15 protein-coding genes are annotated in these 22,433 nt (G+C 63.8%); 10 read left to right on the plus strand and 5 right to left on the minus strand.

What is annotated here, in order from left to right:
- Positions 1-5 precede the first annotated feature (5 nt).
- Complete coding sequence (locus tag AAID08_RS00415; RefSeq protein WP_006389455.1) at positions 6-788, minus strand: transporter substrate-binding domain-containing protein; 783 nt, start codon at positions 786-788, stop codon at positions 6-8.
- A gap of 248 nt (positions 789-1,036) precedes the next feature.
- Entirely contained in the window at positions 1,037-2,002 is a 966-nt protein-coding gene (locus tag AAID08_RS00420) for a tripartite tricarboxylate transporter substrate binding protein (RefSeq protein WP_026384005.1), read from the minus strand.
- A gap of 213 nt (positions 2,003-2,215) precedes the next feature.
- Between AAID08_RS00420 and AAID08_RS00425 the strand changes: the two genes are divergently transcribed.
- From AAID08_RS00425 to AAID08_RS00440, 4 genes are all read left to right on the plus strand, one after another.
- A complete protein-coding gene (locus AAID08_RS00425; RefSeq protein ID WP_100503050.1) occupies positions 2,216-3,409 on the plus strand; it encodes an acetylornithine transaminase in 1,194 nt (397 codons plus the stop codon).
- 256 nt (positions 3,410-3,665) lie between these two features.
- Positions 3,666-3,935, plus strand: coding sequence for a hypothetical protein (locus AAID08_RS00430; protein WP_395757234.1), 270 nt, complete (start codon positions 3,666-3,668; stop codon positions 3,933-3,935).
- A 210-nt stretch (positions 3,936-4,145) separates the two neighbouring features.
- Complete coding sequence (locus AAID08_RS00435) at positions 4,146-4,796, plus strand: hypothetical protein (RefSeq protein ID WP_395757235.1); 651 nt, start codon at positions 4,146-4,148, stop codon at positions 4,794-4,796.
- Position 4,797: 1 nt separating this feature from the next.
- Positions 4,798-6,357, plus strand: coding sequence for a hypothetical protein (locus tag AAID08_RS00440; RefSeq protein ID WP_395757236.1), 1,560 nt, complete (start codon positions 4,798-4,800; stop codon positions 6,355-6,357).
- A gap of 409 nt (positions 6,358-6,766) precedes the next feature.
- Here the strand turns inward: AAID08_RS00440 and AAID08_RS00445 are convergent, their stop codons facing one another.
- Positions 6,767-7,354 (minus strand): Swt1 family HEPN domain-containing protein, encoded by a 588-nt coding sequence (locus AAID08_RS00445; RefSeq protein WP_395757237.1) that lies wholly within the window; start codon positions 7,352-7,354, stop codon positions 6,767-6,769.
- A complete protein-coding gene (locus tag AAID08_RS00450) occupies positions 7,347-7,997 on the minus strand; it encodes a DUF5343 domain-containing protein (protein ID WP_395757238.1) in 651 nt (216 codons plus the stop codon). The genes AAID08_RS00445 and AAID08_RS00450 overlap by 8 nt, the downstream gene beginning before the upstream one ends.
- Positions 7,998-8,605: 608 nt before the next feature.
- Between AAID08_RS00450 and AAID08_RS00455 the strand changes: the two genes are divergently transcribed.
- The gene (locus AAID08_RS00455) at positions 8,606-8,938 is read left to right on the plus strand and encodes a hypothetical protein (protein WP_054449109.1); all 333 of its coding nucleotides are present in this window, start codon (positions 8,606-8,608) and stop codon (positions 8,936-8,938) included.
- A gap of 94 nt (positions 8,939-9,032) precedes the next feature.
- Here the strand turns inward: AAID08_RS00455 and AAID08_RS00460 are convergent, their stop codons facing one another.
- The gene (locus AAID08_RS00460) at positions 9,033-9,989 is read right to left on the minus strand and encodes a GlxA family transcriptional regulator (protein WP_395757239.1); all 957 of its coding nucleotides are present in this window, start codon (positions 9,987-9,989) and stop codon (positions 9,033-9,035) included.
- A 138-nt stretch (positions 9,990-10,127) separates the two neighbouring features.
- Here AAID08_RS00460 and AAID08_RS00465 point away from each other — a divergent pair, with 138 nt between their 5' ends.
- The 5 genes from AAID08_RS00465 to AAID08_RS00485 all read left to right on the plus strand — a co-directional run bounded on the left by AAID08_RS00465 (position 10,128) and on the right by AAID08_RS00485 (position 22,428).
- Complete coding sequence (locus AAID08_RS00465) at positions 10,128-10,439, plus strand: DUF3817 domain-containing protein (RefSeq protein WP_054440187.1); 312 nt, start codon at positions 10,128-10,130, stop codon at positions 10,437-10,439.
- Positions 10,440-10,442: 3 nt separating this feature from the next.
- The gene (locus AAID08_RS00470; protein WP_064527464.1) at positions 10,443-10,871 is read left to right on the plus strand and encodes a CopD family protein; all 429 of its coding nucleotides are present in this window, start codon (positions 10,443-10,445) and stop codon (positions 10,869-10,871) included.
- Positions 10,872-10,994: 123 nt separating this feature from the next.
- Positions 10,995-11,420, plus strand: coding sequence for a hypothetical protein (locus AAID08_RS00475; RefSeq protein WP_054504346.1), 426 nt, complete (start codon positions 10,995-10,997; stop codon positions 11,418-11,420).
- 320 nt (positions 11,421-11,740) lie between these two features.
- A complete protein-coding gene (locus AAID08_RS00480) occupies positions 11,741-22,048 on the plus strand; it encodes a hemagglutinin repeat-containing protein (protein WP_395757240.1) in 10,308 nt (3,435 codons plus the stop codon).
- Positions 22,045-22,428, plus strand: coding sequence for a hypothetical protein (locus tag AAID08_RS00485; protein WP_082884037.1), 384 nt, complete (start codon positions 22,045-22,047; stop codon positions 22,426-22,428). The genes AAID08_RS00480 and AAID08_RS00485 overlap by 4 nt, the downstream gene beginning before the upstream one ends.
- Positions 22,429-22,433: the final 5 nt, after the last annotated feature.

Genomic DNA, 22,433 nt, shown 5'->3' on the forward strand with positions numbered 1-22,433 from the left:
CTGCCTTACAGATCCTTGGGCAGATCGGCGCCCAGCCACTTCCTGGAGATCGCCGTCAGCGAGCCGTCGCGCTTGGCATTGGCCAGGATCTCGTTGACCTTGGCGCGCAGCTTCGGCTCGTCCTTGTTCAGGCCGATGTAGCAGGGCGAATCCTTGATCAGGAACTTGGTCTCCGGCTTCTTCGGCGGGTTGCGCGCCAGGATCGCGGCCGCCACCACGTTACCCGTGGCGATCAGCGGCACCTGGCCCGACAGAAAGGCGGTGATGGTGCCGTTGTTGTCTTCATAGCGCTTGAGCGTGGCCGTGGGCGGCGCGATCTTGGTCAGCTCGATGTCCTCGACCGCGCCGCGCGTCACGCCGATGGTCTTGCCCGCCAGGTCGGCGGCCGACGCCACCTTCACATCGGCCGGGCCGAACACGCCATTGAAGAACGGCGCATACGCGTCGGAGAAATCGATCGCCTTCTCGCGCTCGGGATTCTTGCCCAGGCTGGAGATCACCAGATCCACCTTGCGGGTCTGCAGGTACGGCACGCGGTTGGCGCTGGTCACCGGCACCAGCTCCAGCTTCACGCCCAGTTGCTTGGCGATCAGCGCGGCCGTGTCGATGTCATAGCCCAGCGGCTTCATGTCGGCGCCGACCGAGCCGAACGGCGGGAAGTCCTGCGGCACCGCGACCTTGAGGGTGCCGCGCTTGACGATATCGTCCAGGGTGTCGGCATGCGTGAGCGGCGCGGCCAGCAGCGTGGCGGCGGTGCAGAGGGACAGCAACAGGGTTCTACGGTTCATGAGGAACTCTCCAGGGCGCGCCGCCCCGGGAGCGGGGTCGAGCGTTGCACACCAATTCGGTATACAAAACTGGAAAAGCAAGTTCCGTGCCATTTTGGCCGCGCCGTGGCGCGCGCCTAGTGCTCCTCGCCCATCGCACCAGGGTGGTGCGCCATGCGCCGTTGCGGCGCATGCGTGGCACCGGATCGGCACCACGGCGAGCGCCGGGGCGGGAACAGCCCCCGCCACCGGCTCCTGCGGGACAGTCGTCAGTCCACCTGCGCGCCCGACTGCTTGACCGCCTTGCCCCACTTGTCGACCTCGCCGGCGATGAACGCGCCGGTGGCCTCGGGCTTCATCGGCATCGGTTCCGCGCCGCGATCACGGAAGAACTTCTGCATCTCGGGCGTGCCCAGCACGTGGCCGATCTGCTGGCTCAGGTAGTTGGTAATGGCCGGCGGCGTATCACGCGGCGCCAGCACCGCCGCCCAACCGATCGCCTCGAAACCCGGATAGCCGCTCTCGGCCACCGTCGGCACGTCCGGCAGTTGCGGCAGGCGCTTGGCCGTCGTCACCGCCAGCGCCACCGCCTTCTTGCTCTGCACGTGCGGCAGCCCCGCCGTCACCGAATCCACCATCAGCGGCACCTGGTGCCCCAGGAAATCCGCCTGTGCCGGGCCGCTGCCCTTGTACGGAATATGGCGGATGTCGATATTGGCCGCCGCCTTGAACATCTCGGCCGACAGATGCTGCGTGCCGCCGATGCCGGCGCTGGCATACGCCAGCTCGCCCGGATTGGCGCGCGCCTGCTTGACCAACTGCTGCAGCGACGTGATGCCCGAAGCCGGCGTCGCCAGGAACATCAGCGGCACCGAGAACACCCCCGACACCGGCGCGAAATCCTTGGTCAGGCTGTAGTTGATGGTCTTGTACAGCGTCTGGTTCACCGCCGCGGCCGAGCCCGCGATCACCAGCGTGTAACCGTCAGGCGTCGCGCGCGCGGCCTGCTCCATGCCGATATTGCTGCCGGCGCCGGCGCGGTTCTCCACCACGATCGGTTGTTTGACGGCGGTGCCCAGCTTTTCGGCCAGCGCGCGGGCGAAGATATCGGTGGCCTGCCCCGGCGGGAACGGCACGATCAGGCGGATGGGACGGTCGGGATACTCGGCATGCGCGGCCGTCGCGGCCGCCGCCAGCACCAGGCCGGCGGCAAGACTGGAAAGAATTCGTGTCATGATCGGTCAGTAAAAAGCGACAAAGCGCGGCGTCCGGCGCCGGCTCTGTTGCATAAAATAGAGAGCCCCGCGCAAGCGGCCCTTTTGGGGCGGCCGTGGGGCGGATCGGCTGGGGGTGCGTCACGATAGCATTCCCCCGCCGGTGCTAAATTCGGCATTTAGCGTTTCCCCTTCTTTTTCAACCCCTGTTCTCTCCTTTCAGCAGGAACCGCCATGGAATTCAGCCAGTACAACGTCAACGCCCTCATGGAGATCACCTCCCGTCCGGACCTCGTGTTCGTGCGCGGCCAGGGGTCCTGGCTGGAGGATCACGCGGGCAAGCGATACCTGGACTTCGTCCAGGGCTGGGCCGTCAACACCCTGGGCCACAGCGCCCCGGAAATGCAGAAGGCCCTGCTGGACCAGTCCAAGCTGCTGATGAACCCGTCGCCGGCGTTCTACAACCTGCCCTCCATCGAACTGGCCACCCGCCTGACCGGCGCCTCAGTCTTCGACCGCGTCTTCTTCGCCAACAGCGGCGGCGAAGCCAACGAAGGCGCCATCAAGCTGGCGCGCAAATGGGGCCAGGTCAACAAGAAGGGCGCCTACAAGATCATCACCATGAACCACGGCTTCCACGGCCGCACCCTGGCCACGATGTCCGCGTCCGGCAAGCCGGGCTGGGACAAGATGTTCGCGCCGCAGGTGGAAGGTTTCCCGAAGGCCGAGATCAATGATCTGGAATCGGTGCGCAAGCTGATCGACGACCAGACCGTCGCCATCATGCTCGAACCAGTCCAGGGCGAAGCTGGCGTCATCCCGGCGACGAAGGAATTCATGCAGGGCCTGCGCAAACTGGCGGATGAGCACAAGCTGCTGTTTATTGTGGATGAAGTGCAGACGGGGATGGGGCGCACTGGCACGCTGTTCGCCTACCAGCAATCCGACGTGGTGCCGGACATCATGACGCTGGCCAAGGGGATTGGTGGTGGGGTGCCGCTGGCTGCGCTGTTGGCCCGTCAGGAAGTCTGCGTGTTCTCGCATGGGGACCAGGGGGGTACGTATAACGGGAATCCGTTGATGGCGGCTGTGGGGGTGGCGGTGTTTGATGCGCTGGCTGCGCCTGGCTTCATGGAGTCGGTCAATGCGCGTGCCAAGCAACTGTCCGAAGGCCTGCTGGCGCTGTCGGCCAAGTATGGGATGAAGGGCGAGCGTGGGATGGGGTTGCTGCGTGCGCTGGTGATGGATCGCGATGATGGTCCGGCGATCGTCGAGGCTGCGCGGAATCTGACGCCTAATGGTCTGCTGCTGAATGCGCCGCGGGGGAATTTGCTGCGGTTTATGCCGGCGTTGAATGTGACGGCGGAGGAAATCGATACGATGCTTACGCAGTTGGATGGGTTGATTGCGCAGGTGCGCAAGGCTTGATGGAAGCGATTCGTTAAGCCATGAAGACAAGGGCCGCCCGCTGCGGCCCTTATTTTTTAATGGAATAATTTATCCAGCGTTGCAACGAGTTAAAGATCGATTTTAGCCAGATCAGCGTCGCACGAGTTAAAGATCAATTTCAGCCAGATAGTGGGCATGTATTAATCCGCAAAATTCTAGGCCTGCCAGATTAGAGTCGATTTGCACGTCAGCGCGACAATAAACAACAACGTCAACACAGCAAGGAGATGCCTCAATGAAGTTCCTGTCAATAATATCGATATTGTCCGGAATAATTTCTTCGGCTTGTTGGTTCTATGCTAGCAAGGTAAAGATAGGAGGGGAGGAAGCCACTGCAAAGCGAGTAAAAGAAAATATTAGAAAAGGTGAAAAGCCAAATTACGCGTCTGTCACTCTCGATGGATGGGACATGTCAGCGACTTTTGAGGCACAAGCACTTTGGAATAGCAGGGGCGCATTTTTCGCGGCTGCTTCGATACTCAGCCAAGCAATAAGCTCTCTATAAAATAATGATTGCTTTGGGCCAGAGGGGGGCGTCATCAATGGCAGCTCGCGGCCAATAAGCGACGTTCGATCAAACGCCTGAAAGCAGATGGTCGCCCGCCGCTGCGATAGCTGGCTGCTAGAGAAAAGTCGAAGCGCCGCAATGCGCATTCCTTTAGATTGCGTGTGGCAGTATGTGCATACTGTCCGTTCACTTACACAGAAGACCCAAATGCCTTCATCCACCGTCTTGTCAACCCAGTTAGTTCCTTTTGTGCTGCGTGCCGCGAAGCTCGACGAGTCCCTCGTCGAGCAGATCGTTATGCAGATGCCCGATGCCGACGTCGAGAAGCTCTCATGGCTGCTCGCCGAAGTCCTGCGGGAGGAGGCCGATGTCGGCAGGATGCAGATGACAAATCCGGCGACGGGTCAGCCCGTAACTCTCAAGAGCATTTTGTTCAATGCCGATGCCAACAGCGCGGGCTCCGTGAAAGTGGTCGCTTTCAGCTTCTCGAACGCGGCGCAGGAAAGTTTGGTCGCGGTGTTCGGTCTCGTCGTGACCGCGTTCTTCGGGCAATGGACGCTGGGAAGCTTCGGTAGCGGAGTGAAGGTGCTGAAGGCGCTCTGGAATAATGTGTCGGTACTGCAGTCGCCGCAAGACGACCACGCGATCGCCGTCGTCCGAGCCCTAGGGGTGTGCCGCGCGCGCTATGCAGAAGACCCGAACAATGCGCGGCTTCAGAAGGAGTCGGGCCTCGCCGCCGAACAGCTCGCTACTGCGCTAAAGCAGCTCGATGCTCGCAAAATTATCAAGAACATTGCGTGGGGCTCGCAGCGGGGCGACTTCCAACATGCTGACAACCGCTGGAACATCAGGTTCTGACATGCAACAGAAGATGTTCTCGCACCGCGAAGGTACTGTGATCGGGTCTTTCCACCACGGGCACGCGATTATCGAAGTAAATCAGTCGCCAGAGACGATCGAACTCATGAAGGATCCGAAGCTGATCTCGCGGCACCTTGGCGACGAAAAGGTGCTATTCCAGTTGCTACTTGAATACAGCGCCGTGATGCACGAACGGCTGCATTATCTCCACACGTTCGGTACGCTCGGTGGCCTGTCGATGTTCACTTCTCGCATGGTGGCGCTCCGCCGCTTCGTCGAGTGTGCCATCGAGCTCGCTAGGGGTAGCGTCGTCTGGCAGTTGCCGCTGTCGAAATGGGTGGCTTCTGGTGACGCCCCAGACGTTGTTCGAAAGCTCTTGCGATTCTCGCGGGGGTTTCGAGCCGGCACCGACTACTTCCTCGCGCCGTTCTCTCCGTTTGGCGTCCGCGGGCACACAACCGATGCTTGGTTAGACGTGCCATTCCCGTCGATGAGGGACGACGGAAAGCCGACTGTCTCAAAGGTTCCCGCGTTCCCGATGTCGGCTGGCATCGGCTCACCCGAGGTGGGCGATCTGCGCCCGGTGACCATCGTGCTCCCGATGGGCTATGAGGCGATTGTGGAGGGCATTGCACACGGAGCGTCGCGTTCGCTGGTCGGCGCAATGTTTCCCGAGCTGCCGCCAAGTACGCTTGAACACTACGGACCACCGAAGACATTCGATGCTAGAGAGAAGGAGAATCTTGACGCTATGGCCAGACAGTTCGAAATCTACACAGCGTCTGACCTGTTGATCAGCAAGTATCTTCGTGGCATGGACATTCCGAAGTTCCCACGTGAACTGGTCTTCAGGCTGTCGGATCTCGCGCTGTCGACGTCATTCTTCTCCGTCGAGGATATCAACGACCAACAGACCAAAGTGGAGATCATAAATCCGGGGTACGCGCTGATCCGCAGCCTGACCGATGGCGACAAAGCGGACCTCGCGAAAGGTAAGGTCCCGTATCCTGACTTCGTGCAGCAGCGCTATCAAGCCATCCTCGATTCGCTCATGTCTCAGGGCGATTGGGACACAGTGACACCACAAGGTAATTTGTACACGGCGCACCGCGTTTGGGAAAGCTTCGTCGCGCAGCACATCAGCGTGCCCTTACTGAAGATTCGTATCGAGAGCAATAACGCGACCTTTAACACTGAGTCTGAGTTGATCAAGTTCGCGCTGTTGATGGAACTACCTCGGGTTGAGGTCTACAACGGCAAACTCCAGTTGCACGGCATGCCTGACGAGGTGTGCAACGCTTGGGGCCAGCAGGTCTTCACGAGCGAACTCGCACAACAGATCTTCGCGGATAGCGAGCTCTTGCGTTGCCCCCGCGCGCACGAACTCGTGCCCGGTATCGAAGGCGCTGACTTCTCCGGCGGCCATTGTGTGAAGCGCAAAAAGCTTGGCTGTGGCACTTTCGTGCCCGGTGAATCTGGCTACGCGCCTGCCTGCCTGTTCACGCGCACGCTAAGGGCCCTCAGTTTCATCCCGATCCAGCATACTTCCGCGGCCTAGCCGCGGCCCAACACCTCGAATCGTCGTGGCAGCGAGCCGATCAGGTAGGTCGTCAATTGGAGCTAGGCGGACTTGCGACAGGAGCTGTCATATCCTGCACGGCTCGGTGATACTCACGAGATGTGCGTTAGTCAAACACGGACGATCGGTATGGGCCGCCGACAGCAAGCAATGGAATGAATGCCCCCACCTATAGCCCAAGCGGCTGCTTTCGAAAGAAAGTTATTTCCGCTTTGGGTCGAAAGCCGGCGTCCGCGTGGGCCTGCTGGCGGTCAGGAGCGGACATGGTTCAAAAAAGAAAAGCAGTCGCCCAACGTCGGAAATGACCGATAAACGGCGGGCATAGGAACCCTCCAATGGACGTCCTTGTAGACCAACTCCTATTTGACAGCGCTGTGGCCCCTGAGTATCAGCCGATCATTCGGAACCAGTCCTTCACAGCCAACTTCAATCTGTCTTCTTCGTCTTCCTGCATCGGGCAGCAATGGGCGATTGGCCCGCGAATTAGATTCAAGTTGGCCATAACGCGCTCTACCCCTCGCTTACTCTTCAAAGTTGGCTCGAAAAGGTCCCAATTGGACGTGATCATTCCTGAGAGCTGGCCGAACGTGGTGTAGTCGATCATATTGTCTGATCGCGGCGTCACACCGTTGTCGCGCTCTCGCCTAACGAGCGAAGCCACATCGGCCTTGATGTCAGGCAGAATGCGCGTGCTATTCCACCAATCCGCGCCTTCGGCTTCTTCGAGAGTCTCTGTAATGAGTTTGCGTACTGCCTGCTCGAGACAGTAGAAGACCTCGTAGTTTTCAGACATCTCGGCAGCTTCGCGGCGTACGCTCTGCTCAAATTGCGGGTAGTAGGCGACGGCACTCGCGGCTTCGGTCTTCGGTGAATGGTGCAGTTCAATCCCAAAGCTCTGTTCGATTTGCCGTAGCTCATCGCATATGAGGAGGCCAGACATCCCGAAAGACCGAATTGAGTCGGCAAGGCTAGTCACTGGAGTTCCTCAGAAGATTCTCTTTCAGAGCACGAAAGATTGCATTGAACACTGCGGGATCCGAGGTGGCGGGCAGGTTCAGGTTGATGGTGTATCCCAAATTCAGTCCAAGCCCCTGCGTGGCCATCCCTGCCGAACCGTTGGGGAGCGGTGTTCGCGTTGTCGGCAAGCACTCTGGCTCCGGATCGATACGCTCAACCGTCTCCTCACGTGGCACGCCATCCCACTTAGCAAACTTCTTGATCTGCTTGATTGAGGACAGAATCAAAGGCACCGAACTCGAATCCTGCCCGGCCCCTGTTTCTTCGTAGATCAGTCCCTTGAGCTCATCATCACCGAGGCGCTGCATATACTCGTTTCGAGTGTATAGAGGGGCATATCCGATTTTCAAAGCTTGGGCCGCTGCCCATCCCTCAGTAGCCGGGTTCCTGAACTTTTTATATAGGTCCGTCGGTGTGCCATCAGGTGCTGCGAACCCGATTTTCTTTAAGTATGCAGTCATCTGGTTACCCGATCCTCCTTTGATTCCGAGAATCGTCTTGACAAAGTCCTGGCTCACGGACTCTGGCGTTGCAGCCGTCTTGATGCCCTTGAGTGCCTTTTCAATGTTACCAACAGCTGTTACGTATGGCAGATTGGCCATTTACTCTTCTCCAGCGGCTTTTTGTGGAAGAACAACCCTTAAGCAAGATTATTGTACGGCCACCTGGCCGTTCAAATGATGCTTTCGAACGTAATGCGTCCTGCAAAATTCGCGGGAAACCCTCTGTGTGGGAGTAAAACCGACAAGCCCAACGAGGTGGAGTGCTAACGCAGCATGGGCTAGCCGGAAGTGGGCTGGCGCATAGATTAGTTCTGGCCGTTCTGTTGTCTATGACGGATTGGATGCTATGGCCTAGCACCCCCGAGGGCTGCTTTGGGATCGTGGGAGAGACTCCAACGGGTCGAAAGCAATCATCGCTTGGTGTTTGTGCCAGTGGCTAAATTGCCTCGCTTCGCAGATAAAGGACTGGCCACCGCCTTATACTCCGTAAGCTACCCCTACCAACAGTAGCCCGGTTTGGAAGCCGGTAAAGTCGTCGGTGCTGACTCTACAATCAGCAAGCCTCCGCACGCCCAATGGGCGGGCCTTGGCAGGGGTGCGCTAGCCGCACGCCGGTTCCGACGATCCGGTCTTCCAACCTTGTCCTGTGCCCGCCCGCCCCATTTGGAAGTGGGGCAGCGGGGTTTCCACATCGTCGGAGGAAGTCCATGCAATCCCACCCCCTCACCCAAAACCCCTGGCTGGTCGACACCGACCCCGAGCACGGCCCGGTCCCCCTCTCCCACCTCTACAACATCGAACGCGCCCGCTACGCCATCCAGACCATCGCCCGCCTGGTCGGCAACAGCGCGTCGGAACCCGCCGCCACCGGCAGCCAGCCGCTGGACGCATGGACGGTGGCCGCGTTGATGGGTGGCGTGGAAGGCCTGTGCGATCACCTCGGCACCCTGACCGACGCCATGCTGGAATCGGCCCGCGCCTACGCCGATGACGCCGCGTTCGACGCCGCCACGCACAACGCGCCGCGCTCGATCCAGTAACCCGAAAAAGACCAACGGCCTGTCGCGTAATGCGTCAGGCCAGTTCCAGGCCACCAAGCGTCAGGCCGCCCCATCCCCAAGCATCAGGCAGTCCTCACCCCGCCCGCCGAAACGCCCGTCGATACCCCACCGGGCTCGTCCCCAAGATCCCCGTGAAATGCTCCCGCAGCGACACCGCTGACCCGAACCCCACCTCCATCGCCACCCGCTCCACCGGCAGGTCCGTCGTCTCCAGCATCTCGCGCGCACGATTCACCCTCGCCTGGATCACCCATTGCAGCGGACTCACCCCCAGCAGTTCCTGAAACCGCCGGTTCAAGGTGCGCACGCTGACCGCGGCCTGGGCGGCCAGCGCGGCGACGGTCAGGTTCTCGGCCAGCCGGTGTTCGATCCAGTGCAGCAGCGGCGTCAGGTCGGTGTGCGAGGCCGGCGTGGGCCGGACGATGAATTGCGCCTGGCCGCCGGCGCGTTCCAGCGGCACGACGGCCAGGCGGGCACTGTTGGCGGCGACGGCGGCGCCGTGGTCGCGCTTGATCATGTGCAGGCACAGGTCCATGCCGGCGGCGGCGCCGGCGGAGGTCAGGACCTGGCCGTTGTCGACGAACAGGACGTTGGGGTTGACGTCGATCGCGGGGTAGCGGCGCGCGAGCAGGCCGGCGGCTTTCCAGTGGGTGGTGGCCTTGAGGCCGTCGAGGATGCCGCTGGCGGCCAGGACGAAGGCGCCGGTGCAGATGGAGGCGATGCGGGCGCCCCGGGCGTGGGCGTGGCAGACCAGGTCGAGGATGTCGTCCGGGACGCTGTCGGCCGGGTCGGCCAGGCCGGGGATGACGAGGGTGTCGGCGCCGCGCGCGGCGTCCAGGCGGTGGCGGATGTGCAGGTCGTAGGCGTGGGTGCGGACGCGGGGTTTGCCGGCGTGGACCTGCACGGCGTAGGGGCGGCGGCCGTCGAGGGTTTCGGCGAGCTGGAAGATCTCGCAGGGGATGGACAGGTCGCCCGCGACGAGGCCGTCGAAGGCGAGCACGGCGACGCGGTGCGGGGTGGGCGGGGGCATGGGGCTGGGGCCTCGAGATGGGTCGGGCGGACGGCGGCGCACGGTTGGCGGATTTCTTTCGAAGATTGGCATTTTGGCCAATGGCTGGCGATTGCGCCAGCCCGGACAATGCCGCTCATCCTGTTGCGAGACGCTGCCATGCCCCTGAAAGACGCCGATGCTTCGACCCCTGCTCTCTTCAAGTGGGCGGCCATGCTGGAAGGGGTGACGCTGCTGGCGCTGCTGGGCATCGCGGTGCCGTTGAAGCATCTGGCCGGGATGCCGCAAGGGGTCTCGTGGGTGGGGCCGGTGCATGGGGTGGCGTTCATGGTCTATATCGCGCTGGCGTGCAATGTGGCGTCGGCGCAGGGTTGGCCGCGCCAGCGGCTGGTGTGGACGTTGGTGGCGACGCTGGTGCCGTTTGGCGGCTTCGTGATCGCGCGTTCGCTGCGCCGCGCGCGGGAGGCGTGAGCGATGGCGTATCTGCTGATCAAGTCGCTGCACCTGGCGCTGGTGCTGTTCTGGGTGGCGGGGATGGTGGTGCAGGCGTTCGTGCTGGCGGCGGCCGACAAGCTGCCGGGCCCGGCCTTGCCGCAGGAGCTGGCGCGCCTGCGCCTGCTGCGCAAGTGGGAACGGTTGCTGACCACGCCGTCGATGGTGGGCGCGTTGGCCAGCGGCGTGTATCTGGCGACGAGCGCGGGCTGGTTTGGCAGCGGGTGGCTTTCGGTGAAGCTGGCGTTGGTGCTGTTGCTGGCGGCGGTGCACGGGATGCAGGCGGGACGGCTGCGGCGGTTGGCGGAGGCGGCGGGCGACGTCACTGAGGCGAGTCGTGCGCGGTTGATGCCGGTGGTGCTGGCCGCGCCGGTGCTGATCATTCTGCTGGTGGTGATGAAGCCGTTCTGACCTCCACCGTGAGGCGCAGTCATTCGCTTCGTCCGAAACCCACGGCCCGCACGCGCATGGATACGTTGAAGCCCTTCAAAATGGGTTTCAGTCTATCCACGATAGTGATACGCGTGCATTGCCATGAATGCCCTGTTTGTCGAACGGCCCGAGTTCTCGCGCGACCGCGAGAAGTTCCTGGACGATGACGCATTTCGCGCGCTGCAATGCATGATGCTGAAAATGCCGGAGGCGGGCGTGGTGCTCGAAGGCACGGGCGGACTCCGCAAGCTGCGCTACGCCGATCCCCACCGTAGCCGGGGCAAGCGCAGCGGCCTGCGGGTGATCTATTACTGGTGCGATGCCGAACGGCAATTCTGGCTGTTCCGGCTGTACGTCAAGGTGGACGTGGACGAAGACACCGTCGGCCGCCGTAGGGTGTCAGGCAAGCAACTGGCGCGGGCGCTGGCCAAGCCGGGGCGGTCCCTTGAGGCCACGACACGGCAATCACGCAAGCGTTCGTCGCATTATCGGGCGCCGAAGCATTCGGCGAAGGTGGGCCTGGACTGAACGGACGAAAGGCATTGCGTGAGGCCGGCGCGGGGCTTTCGATCCCATCCACCGTGATTGCCGCCGATGCGCGGACTACCCACACAACACGTCATTCATCCGATTTTCGCGCGTGTCACGCTGAATCTCGGATCGTTCCTACGTCTTGCACGAACGGGGCACGGCTAAAAGTGAAGCCCTGCATGGCGCTTCGCGAAACACGCAATTGCCGATCGCAGATAGCGCTGGCGATCCGTGGCGGGTGACGGGATGTGGGGAGTCCCGCAGTCATCAAGACGATTGCGACGCCCTCCCTCCAAGCCGCCTTCAACCGAGTACGAATGATGTCCAAGCTCCGTTCCCTGATGGCGTGGTCCGTGGTCTTCACGCAGGTCTGGTCGCCCGTGATGGCGCAGACCCTGCCGATCTCGGTGGACAGAAGTGTGCCGGGCGCCAAGCCCTTCGTGAGCGTCAGCCATGGCGTGCCGGTGGTCAATATCGCGCCGCCTTCGGCCGGTGGCGTGTCGAACAACCGCTACACGCAATTCAACGTCGGCCCATCCGGCGTGGTGCTCAATAACAGCGGCGGCGCCAGCCCGTCGCAACTGGCCGGGCAAGTGGACGGCAACCCCATGCTGGGCAATCGGCATGCGGGCACCATTCTCAACCAGGTCACCGCGCCCAATCCGTCGCAATTGCTCGGCACGTTGGAAGTGGCTGGCAATCGGGCCAACGTCATCGTCGCCAACCCGGCAGGCATTACGTGCAATGGCTGCGGATTCCTGAATGCCGACCGGGCCACGCTGACCACCGGCAAACCCCGCGTCGGGCCGGACGGTGGCATCGGCTTTGACGTGGCGGCAGGCCGGCTTGGCATCGAGGGACAAGGCCTGAACGGCATGAACCTGAGCCAGGTGGACCTGATCGCGCGCACGCTGGAGATCAACGCGCAGGTCTGGGCGAACCGGTTGAGCGTGACGGCCGGCGCGTCGCAGGTCGACTATGGCACGGGCGCCGTATCGCCGCAGGCGGGTGATGGCCCAGCACCCGGGGTAACGCTGGACACCGCCGCGCTGGGCGGCATGTACGCCAACAGCATCCGCCTGATCGGCACCGAGGCCGGCGTGGGGGTGAACATCGGCGGCAATCTGATGGCGCTGACGGGCGATTTGCAGGTCAATGCCGCCGGCGACGTCCGCATTGCGCCGCGCGCCACCGTGCAGGCAGCGGGGGATCTGCGCGTGGAGAGTGGCGGCGACCTGGCCGTGCAGGGCGCGGCGCAGGCGACAGGCGCGGTGGCGCTCACCGCCGCAGGTAAAGTCGCGGTGTCGGGCGCGGTCGGCGCGGGCGCGGCGCTGGACGTGGACGCGCGCGGCGACGCAACTGTGGGCGCACAAGGCAGCCTGCGTACACAGGGCGCCTTGCGTGTAGCCGCCGGCAGGGACCTTTCGCTATCGGGAAGCCTGCTGACGTCGGGCCAGGACGCGCGCGTGCAATCTGGCCGCAACCTGACGGTGGCCCTTCAGACGGCCGTGCCGCAACCCGCCCAGGGCGTAACCACCGATAGTGGTGCCGATGCCGCAGCGCAGGCGGATGCGCAGTTGGGCAAGCCGTCCGACGCGCCGGCCGACTCGCGCGGCGGCGTATCCCTGGTGGCCGGCGTGGTGTCCGCAAAGGATTACGTCACGCTGCAAGCGGGACGCGACCTGGTACTGCCGCAACAGGTGTACGCGTCGGGGACGTTGCTGACCCAGGCCGACGGTAACTTGACCCTGGAGGCCGGCACGCAATTGCAGTCGACCGGCAACGTCACGCTACGAACCGGCCGGGATGCATCCTTGGGCGGGGCCGTCCTGAGCGACGCGGCGTTGAGCCTGACAAGCGGCAACGATCTGGCGCAGGGTTCGGCGGGCAAGCTGCAAGGCAAGCAGGTGCGGGCCACTGCGGGCCGCGACCTCACATTGGGCGGCGCATTGGTGTCCGCGGCCGATCTCCAGGCGCGGGCGACACGCGATACGCGTGTGGACGGAACGCTCAGTGCCGGTGGATCGTTGGGTATGGACGCCGGACGCAATCTACGTATCGGCGCCACCGGGCAGGCAGACGCATCCGGCAAGGCGCGCCTGCTCGCGGCAGGCGATTTATCGGTGGCCGGCGCGACGCGCGGTGACATGGGCATGCACCTGGAGGCCGGCAGCCAGATGGACTTGGCCGGCACCGCTGCGTCCGCCAACGGGCCCCTGGATCTGATCGCCGGAAAAGGTATGAACCTGTCTGCCGACAGCCAGACGCTGGCAGGTGGCGTATTGCAAGCACGCGCGGGCAGCACGCTGATGGCCACCGGCACGATGACATCGCTGGGCGACCTGATACTGGAAGCGACCAATCAGCGCCTTGCGGGCCAGCACTTCGCCGCCGGCAACCTGATCATTCAGACGCCCGGCGGCCTGACCACCTTGGCGGGATCGCGACAGCAGGCCAATGGTTCGATCCTGGCACGGGTAGGGACCGGGACGCTGGCGGGCACGTTGGTGGCGGGTCAAGCCGCGACGTTGCGAGTCGAAAGGGACTTGACCGTGGACGGCACGGTATTGGTGGACACGGGGGCGCTCAAGGTCAGCAGCGGCGGCGGCTTGACGCTGGGCGGTGCGAGTGCGCTGCAGGCCGGCGGATCATTGCAGGCGCAGGCCAGCGGCAAGCTGCTGGCGAACGGCTCGATTTCCGGTCTGCGGGACATCATCCTGACAGTTGGCAAGAACGCGGAGTTGAACGGCAAGACCGTCGCCAACGGTACCCTGCGCAGCGAGGCGAACGATGATCTGACCGTCGGCGAGACGGGCCTGGCCCAGGGCAGCGCCAAGCTGCTGCTGAGCGCGGGCCAGGACCTGCGAATCGCCGGCATCGCGGGTACCGCCAAGGGCGCCGGGTCTGGTGCGCGCCTGGGTGCGTTGCAAGCGCAGGCGGGCCGCGATCTGTTCATCACCGGCGCGGCGACCGCCGGCTCGCCCGTTGTCCTGGGCGCGCGGCGCGACATCCGTGTCGCCGGCATCGCGACTGCGCTGGCGGGCGGGCTTACGGCTGACGCGGGCGCAAACCTGGAAGTCGCGGCAACCGGCAGGATGCAGGCGTCGCAGAACCTGAACGCGAGTGCCGGCGCCCAGTTGGACGCTGATGGCGTCATTGCCGCCGGCGGCGGCCTGACGCTTGCCGCAAAAGGCGACGTCCGCGTGGGCGGTCTGGCGGCTGCGCTGGGCGGGCGCGCAGCGGGCGATGCCTCTCTCACGGCTGGGAGCGATGTCGTCGTCAAACAGGATGGGTCGTTGCAGGCCGCCGGTACGCTGACCGCCAACGCGCGGCGCTCCCTGTTCGTGGCGGGCGCCCTCAGTTCGGTGGGAGACATGCGGCTTGCCGCCACGCACGACGCACACTTGAACGGGACCACCGCCACCGACGCGACCCTGACGCTGACAGGCCGTGACGTGGCGGTGGGCACGGCCGGGCTGGCGCAAGCTGGCCGCACGTTGAACGCTTCAGCATCAGGGGCACTGGAAGTGGCTGGCCGCATGCTGGCGGGCGGCTCGCAATCTTTGACCGCGGGCGACACGCTCAGCATCGAAGGCACGGTCGTCGCCTTGCAGGGCGATCTTTCGCTGACCACGCAGCGCGGCGACATCGCGCTGCGCGCCGCCTCGCGGCAGCAGGCGGGCGGTGGCCTGACGGCTCACGCTGGCGCTGCGCTCACCGCGCTGGGTTCGGTGGTCGCGCAACACGGCATGACCCTGCGCGCGGGCGCCGACGCAACGCTGGGCGGCCTCGCCGCGACGCAAACGGGCGACCTCGCCGTCAGCGCCGCCGGCAAACTCAACACCACGGCGGACGGCCGCTTGCAGTCCGGCGCGGCATTCGACCTGAGCGCAGGCGGTGCGCTGGGCAACGCCGGTATCGCCACGGCAGTCGGGCGCGCCACCCTGAAGGCCGGAACCACGCTGGACAACACGGGCTCGGTGCTGGCTGGCGGCGATCTGATCGCCACCGCCACCAATCTGCGCAACCAGGGCGGCGAGCTGATTGCGACGAGCGATGCCAAGATCGAGCTTGACGGAAATCTCGACAACACGGGTGGGCGGATTGCCGCAGCGGGCGCCGCGCGCATCGAGGCCGCCGCCATCGCCAACCGCCGCGGCACGCTGGCCGGGCGTGATGTGACCGTCACCGCAACCTCCTCCCCCGCCACCACGAACGCGGTGGACAACCACGCAGGCCTGATCCAGGCCGACAACGCGCTGACGCTGCGCGCGGCCAGCCTCGATAACGGCGGCACGTTGACCGCGGCCGGCGATCCCCCCAAGGGCGTGCTGGGCAAGGTGGTCGACATTCTGGCGGACCGGGTGGGTAACCAGACGGGGTCCGTGCAAGCGCGCGAAGATCTGACGCTGTCCACCCAGGACCTGGACAACACCGGCGGCGAAATCGCCTCCCAGGGCAATGCGCGAATCCTGGCCGACCGGCTGGACAACGCCGGCGGCAAGCTGCTGGCGGACAAGCGCCTGGCGGTGAGCACGAAGGTCTTGCAAGGGTTGGGCACATTGCAGTCGGCGGGCGATCTGTCGTTCCAATACGCCGGCTCCCTGAACCAGGAAGGCGACATCGCCAGCGGCCGCGATCTTGCGCTGTCCGTGGGCGGCGACATGGACAACCGGGCCCGGATCAGCGCCGTTCGCGATCTGACCATCACGGCAGACTCGTTGAACAACCAGGCCTCGGGCGAACTGTTGGCCGGCGGCGCCAATGCCATCACGGTCGCGCGCGGCTTGACCAACTCGGGTCTTATCGACGGCGGCTCGACGCGCATCGCCGCGGATCGCTTGGAGAACACCGGCCGGATCTATGGCGACACGTTGTCCATCCAGGCGGGCACGCTGGTCAATGGCGCCGGGGCGGGCGGCGGCGCCGTCATCGCCTCGCGCGGGAACATGAATCTCGGAGTGGCATCGCTGACCAACCGCGACCATGCTCTGATTTACTCGGGCGCCGACCTGCGCATCGGCGGCGCGCTGGATATGCACGGCGCGGCTATCGATCAGGCCGCCTCGCTCTTGAACGCCTCGGCCACCATCGAGGCTGCCGGCGATGCGCACATCTGCGCGGCGCGGATCGATAACCAGAACACCCAGTACACCAGCGGCATGGTGAAGGTGGCCGAGCAGAAAAAGGTCTATGCCAAGCCATGGAATTCCGGCGTCATGTACGACATGGCGGACAACTGGGTCTGCGACTCGGTCACCAAGCTGTGCAGTCAGGATCCCCGAAGCTTCATGGACGACGACGCCGAGCGCATGCTGCTGCTGCCGTCCGACCAATATCCGGCATCGCGCTACGGGCCGCAGTTCGATTACACGCCAGGTATTCGCAACAAGCACGGGCATATTCCGGTCACGCCTATCCGGGTTCCCCAATTGGACCGCTGCGCCCTGGAGGGGAGCGGCCCGAAGTGTTCCCGGCCCAAGAAATTCGGGAGCGGTAGGTTCGGGAGCTCGGGGCCGTCCTACGCCTACCGCGTGGATGCGAAGATCTGGCAGGTTTTCGACGTGAAGCCGCCGACAGGCCCGGCGCCGCAGTGGACGCCGCGCTACTGCGGACGCGATGGCCGATGCATTGCCGAGGAGAACGCCAGCCGGGAGGCCTACAAGCGCGCGTTCGCCGCTTACCAGGCGCCCTTCCTCGAACTGAATACCCGCATCAACGCATTCAATGCGGACTTCCAGCGCCATCTGGTCGATGACTTTACCTACTACTACCTGGATGAAACGGTCACCGAAACGCGGACGCTGAGCTCCGATCCCGGCAAGATCCTGGCCGGCGGCGCCATGACACTGGCCGGCACTGTCGTCAACGATAAAAGCCAGATTGCGGCGGGCGGTGCGTTGTCCGTGCAAGGTCCGGCGATCCAGAATATAGGAGCCGGCGGGGTTCGCATCACGACGCGCGAGGGCACGCAAACCCATACCTATCCGGGCAGAAAGAACCACCGCAAAGAAAACCAATCGCGTTACCGGCGCACCGCAAGCGAAGAGAGCATCGAATTGCCGGTGGGCGCCGCAGGCGGCAATGCAGTGGTGTCACTGAGCGGCAAGACGCCGGGGGCCAGCGGCATCGCCGCACCCGGCCCCGTGCAGGTGGCCAGTGTGGACCTGCCCGGTGGCAACACGGTGCGTGTCGTTGCCAATCCCGCGAGTATTCCCGACAGTCAGTTCTTTGTCGTCAACGGCAAGCCGGACGCGCCGTACATCGTGGCTACCGACCCGCGTTTCGTTGGCCAGCGTCCGTTCGTGTCCAGCGATTACCTGCTGGACTTGTTGCGCCAGCCCGGCGCGGCGCCGGACACCACTATTGGCGCTGCGACGACAGGCAAAGGGTCGTCCGACGCGCGCCCGCCGGATTGGGACGCCCTGTTTCCCGCAAGCGCCGGATTCCTGACGCCCACGGGCCAGCCCAGACGCCTGGGTGACGGGTTCTACGAACAGAAGCTCGTGTCTGACCAGATCCTGGCTTCCTCGGGGCAGCGCTTCCTGGAGAACTACAGCGATTACGACGCGCAATACAAGGCGCTCATGGCCGAAGGCGCGCGCTTCGCCCAGCGCAATGGCCTGAAGATCGGCGTGGCGCTGAGCGAGGCGCAGCAGCGCCTGCTGACCACTGATCTCGTCTGGCTGGAGGAGGAGTCGATCACACTGGCCGATGGCAGCATCGGGAGCGTGCTTGTCCCGAGGGTCTATCTGCTGGTGCGGCCGGACGATTTGAAAGGCGACGGCACGTTGATGACCGGGCGCAATGTCGAACTCGCGGCCCAAGGCGATATCGCCAACAGCGGCACCCTGGGCGCGCGCGTGGCGCTCGTGATGGGCGCGGCCAATATCGTCAACCAGGCGGGCGGGCGCATCCAGGGCGGGCGGATCGATCTGGCCGCGCGCGAGGACCTCACCAACCAGGTATCCAGGATCGTGGGCAAGACGGTTGCGTTCTTGGCCGGCCGCGATATACGCCTGACATCGACCGCCGCCAAGGAGAACCACGGCACGACCTGGGGCTCGTACCTGACCGGCATCGCGCGTATTGACGCAGGCAGTCTGGACATGCGGGCCGGGCGCGACCTTGCCTTGACGGCGGCGCAGCTAGCCGTCCAGGACGACGCGCGCCTGCAGGCCGGACGCGACCTGTCGCTGACCGCCCTGACCCAAAGCCATGGCGAAACCAATGTGCGGGACGCGCGCAATCGCTACGAGTTTCGTAGCAGTGAGCAGACCGGCACGACAATCGCCGCGGGTGGCAACCTGGCGTTGGTTGCCGGTCAAGACGTCATTGCGCGCGCGGCGGACGTCACCGCGGGCAAGCAATTGGCCGTCGATGCGGGCCGTGACATCCAGATAACCGCTGGCGAGCGGACGCTGTACGCGTATGCCGAAAGCCATAACAAGGAGCGCGGCTTTCTGCGATCCAAGTCCACCCACAAGATACAGTCGGTGGACCAGATACTGGCGCAGGCTGCCACCTTTACTGGCGACACGGCGGTGCTGACGGCGGGCCGCGACCTGAACGTGACGGGATCGAACGTCGGCGCGCAGCGAGACCTGCTCATCGCTGGCGAGCGCGACGTGAACATTCTGCCTGGCGAGAATCGTTCTGACCGCTATGACTACAAGATGGTCAGGAAGTCGGGGCTAGGCGCGATGGGAGGGCTGAGCTACGGCACGCGCAGGCAAACCGACTCGCTCGACGGCAAGAACGTGTTCCATACCGCGAGCACCGTCGGCAGCGTCGAAGGCGATACGCTGATCCGCGCGGAGCGCGCACTGAACGTGACGGGCAGCAACGTCCTGGCGCGCCAGGGCGATGTGACGCTGACCGGGCGCGGCATCAATATCGCCGCGGCGCTCGACACCACGCGCGACAAGGAATTGCACGAGGTCAAGCAATCCGGCGTCAGCATCAACGCCAGCGCGCCGCTGATCAGCGCGATGCAGACCGCCGGCCGGATGAACGAGGCCGCCGGCAAGACCGACAACAAGGTCATGCAGGGCCTGGCCCTGGCGACCACGGGCCTTGCCGCGCTCAATGCCTACGACGCGATGATGGCGGACCCGAAAAGCGCGGGCGGCGTGAGCCTCAGTATCGACCTGGGCACCAGCAAGAGCCAGAGCGCCACGGACCGCGCGTCTTCGTCGACGGCCGGATCGACGGTGGCCGCCGGCCAGGACCTTACCCTCCTCGCCCAGGGCGCGGGGTCGGCTTCGGACATCACGCTCACGGGATCGCGCTTGTCGGCGGGCGGCAATGCCCTGCTTGATGCCGATGGGAACATCCAGCTGCGGGCCGCGCAAAACACCTTCGAGCAGAACACGAAGAACAAGAGTTCCAGCGCAAGCGTGGGCATCGGCGTGTCGGCCGACAGCGAGAACGGGGCTGGCGTCATGGTCACCATCGGCGTCAGCGGCGCTCGTGGCCGCGCCGATGGCAAGGACACCCGTTGGACCTATGCCGACGTGAGCGCCGGCAACGTGCTGGCGTTGCGATCCGGCGCTGACACCTCTTTGATCGGTGCGACCGGTCGAGCCGACCGGATCATCGCGTCGGTGGGCAAGGACTTGCGCCTGGAGACCCTGCAGGACGCCAGCACCTACGACGCCAAGCAGCAAAGCATCGGCGTCAAGGCCAACATCTGCGTGTATGGCTACTGCAAGAGTTCGGTGTCGGGCCACGTCGCCCAAGGCCGGATGAACAGCGACTTTCGATCGGCTAGCGAACAGGCGGGCCTGAAGGCGGGCGACGGCGGCTTCCAGTTGGATATCGCGCGAAACACGACCTTGGTCGGCGCGGCGATATCCAGCAGCGAGCGCGCGGCGCTGGAAGGCCGAAACGCGCTCGGCACGGGCACGCTGGATGTTCGGGATGTAAAGAACACGGCCCGGTACAAGGCCGACCAGATCGCCCTGAGCGGGGGCTATAGCTGGGGCGGCGACGGCGGGGGCGCACCCAAGAAAGGCGACGCGGGCAAAGCGGACGTAGCCGCGAACGCCAACGGCCAGGCGGCGGGCGGCGCCGATAAGGCGCGGGAATCGGGCGATAAGGGCGGGGCGTCGGCAGGCCTGCCTGTTGTCGCGGGCGCTTCCGGCAAAGCCAGCTCGACCACGCGCAGCGCGATCAGCGGCGGCAATGTCGTGATTCGCGATGAAGTCGCGCAGCAGGACTTAACTGGACTGACGGCGACTCAAACGATCGGCGCGCTGAATCGGGATACGTCGTCGGATACGTTGAATGCGCTCAAGCCGATCTTCGACAAGGAGAAGATCGAGGCGGGGTTCGAGATCGCGTCGGAGGTCAATCGGCAAGTCGGGCAGTTCCTGGAAACGCGGGCCAGGGAAGCCAAGGCGCTGGAAGATGCGCTGAAGAACGAGCCCGAAGGACCGCGTCGAGATCAACTACGTGCCCAACACGAAGCGGTCCAGAAATGGGGACCAGGAGGCAGATACCGTGAAGCACTGATGGCTGTGAGCTTGGCCACTGGCGCAAACGTGACGGGTAGCGCCAGCGGGTTCGTGCAAGCGGCAACCGTGAATTACTTGCAGAGCTTGAGCGCGGCCAAGATCAAGGAAATCGCGCCGCTGCTTGGCGGGGAAGGTTCCGCCGGACATGTGGCACTGCATGCTTTGCTGGGATGCGCGGGGGCTGCGGCAAAAAGCACAGGATGCGGCGCCGCCGCCACCGGCGCATCCGCGGGAATCGTCATCAGCCAGCTCATGGAGCAGGTGTCCGGCAAGTCATCGAACAAGCTCGATCCCGTGAAGCGCGAGGCGCGCATCAATCTGGTGACGAGCGTGCTGGCGGGCCTGACTGCGGCGCTGGATCCGAAGGCCGTGGCGGCGGTGAATGACGCGGCGCGGGTGGAGTTGGAGAACAACCAACTTGCATTGCCGTTGCCGGTAATAGGCGCGGGCTCGGCCGGCGGCGCATTCGGAAGCTTGGGGCGGCGCGACTCTAACGGCGTGGCAAGCGCGAATGAGAACATTGCGCGGCATCTGACGCGAGTGTGGAACAGGCTATTCGAGAAGGATAGCGGACCGGAAGAGGCGAATGGGCCGTTGGAGACACCGGCTGTGCCGCCGGGTGGCGATACGCGAGTGCCGGGGTATGCGGAAGATGGGCGGCATGCGCAGAGTACGCCGGGGTATGAGGCGGATCAGGGGAGTCTGGCCACGCCGAGCTATGACGCGGATGGGAATGCGTATCTAGGCGGCAGCGTTACGCCGATGGCTGAGCCGCAAGGGCCGCAGGTCATATTGAACGATGCCACAAACCGTGGGAGCACGAGTGATATTTTGATGCCGAACGGCATTCCTGTAGGAAATGTGCACCCTGGCGCCGGGCCAAGAATCAGGACTGTGACACCAGAACAATTTGGCGCTCTACAGGCACAGTTGATGAGCGGGGCTAGTCCGGTCCCAACCCCGCCGGGATATGCCGGTACTTGGTATCAAAGAGCAGATGGAACTGTCTTTGGCATTCGGAACAGCGTAAAAAGCGGTGCCACGATTGATGTGGTAAAGAGCAATAACCTGAGCTTGCCACCAGGATTTAAGGTGCACCAAAGATGAGTTTGAATCTTCACTCCGTTGGAATTTTTGGCCAGACAATGGCTGAATGTATAAACACGATAGCGGGGGAATTGCCTACCGATGCCGTGGGTATGTGGCAGATCATCCCGACAGGTCGACAAGAGTTTGGATTGAGTGGCGACGATCTCACGGAGTTTGTGCGCCGGTGTGTCCTTGCACTGTTAGACAGGGGAGCTAAGCCTGTAGTAGGTGGAGGGGGGACAGAATATGATTGGCTGCTTCAGCTTCAATATGGAAAATCAAATGAAGAGATTGTGAACGCCGTAATAAGGGAATGGCTCAATTCGGGTGCGACGGATTGTGATCCGGGAGGGCTCTGGTTTGCTTTACTGTCGCCTTATGTAGGGATTCGTCGATAGCGCCT

The organism is Achromobacter sp. EB05 (assembly GCF_044232075.1).
In the GTDB taxonomy this organism is placed as follows: Bacteria; Pseudomonadota; Gammaproteobacteria; order Burkholderiales; family Burkholderiaceae_B; genus Achromobacter; species Achromobacter dolens.

Excerpts from the sequence above, each read along its gene's own strand:
- AAID08_RS00415 (WP_006389455.1), bottom strand. The coding sequence starts at position 788 with ATGAACCGTAGAACCCTGTTGCTGTCCCTCTGCACCGCCGCCACGCTG.
- AAID08_RS00420 (WP_026384005.1), bottom strand. The coding sequence starts at position 2,002 with ATGACACGAATTCTTTCCAGTCTTGCCGCCGGCCTGGTGCTGGCGGCG.
- AAID08_RS00425 (WP_100503050.1), top strand. The coding sequence starts at position 2,216 with ATGGAATTCAGCCAGTACAACGTCAACGCCCTCATGGAGATCACCTCC.
- AAID08_RS00430 (WP_395757234.1), top strand. The coding sequence starts at position 3,666 with ATGAAGTTCCTGTCAATAATATCGATATTGTCCGGAATAATTTCTTCG.
- AAID08_RS00435 (WP_395757235.1), top strand. The coding sequence starts at position 4,146 with ATGCCTTCATCCACCGTCTTGTCAACCCAGTTAGTTCCTTTTGTGCTG.
- AAID08_RS00440 (WP_395757236.1), top strand. The coding sequence starts at position 4,798 with ATGCAACAGAAGATGTTCTCGCACCGCGAAGGTACTGTGATCGGGTCT.
- AAID08_RS00450 (WP_395757238.1), bottom strand. The coding sequence starts at position 7,997 with ATGGCCAATCTGCCATACGTAACAGCTGTTGGTAACATTGAAAAGGCA.
- AAID08_RS00455 (WP_054449109.1), top strand. The coding sequence starts at position 8,606 with ATGCAATCCCACCCCCTCACCCAAAACCCCTGGCTGGTCGACACCGAC.
- AAID08_RS00460 (WP_395757239.1), bottom strand. The coding sequence starts at position 9,989 with ATGCCCCCGCCCACCCCGCACCGCGTCGCCGTGCTCGCCTTCGACGGC.
- AAID08_RS00465 (WP_054440187.1), top strand. The coding sequence starts at position 10,128 with ATGCCCCTGAAAGACGCCGATGCTTCGACCCCTGCTCTCTTCAAGTGG.
- AAID08_RS00470 (WP_064527464.1), top strand. The coding sequence starts at position 10,443 with ATGGCGTATCTGCTGATCAAGTCGCTGCACCTGGCGCTGGTGCTGTTC.
- AAID08_RS00475 (WP_054504346.1), top strand. The coding sequence starts at position 10,995 with ATGAATGCCCTGTTTGTCGAACGGCCCGAGTTCTCGCGCGACCGCGAG.
- AAID08_RS00480 (WP_395757240.1), top strand. The coding sequence starts at position 11,741 with ATGATGTCCAAGCTCCGTTCCCTGATGGCGTGGTCCGTGGTCTTCACG.
- AAID08_RS00485 (WP_082884037.1), top strand. The coding sequence starts at position 22,045 with ATGAGTTTGAATCTTCACTCCGTTGGAATTTTTGGCCAGACAATGGCT.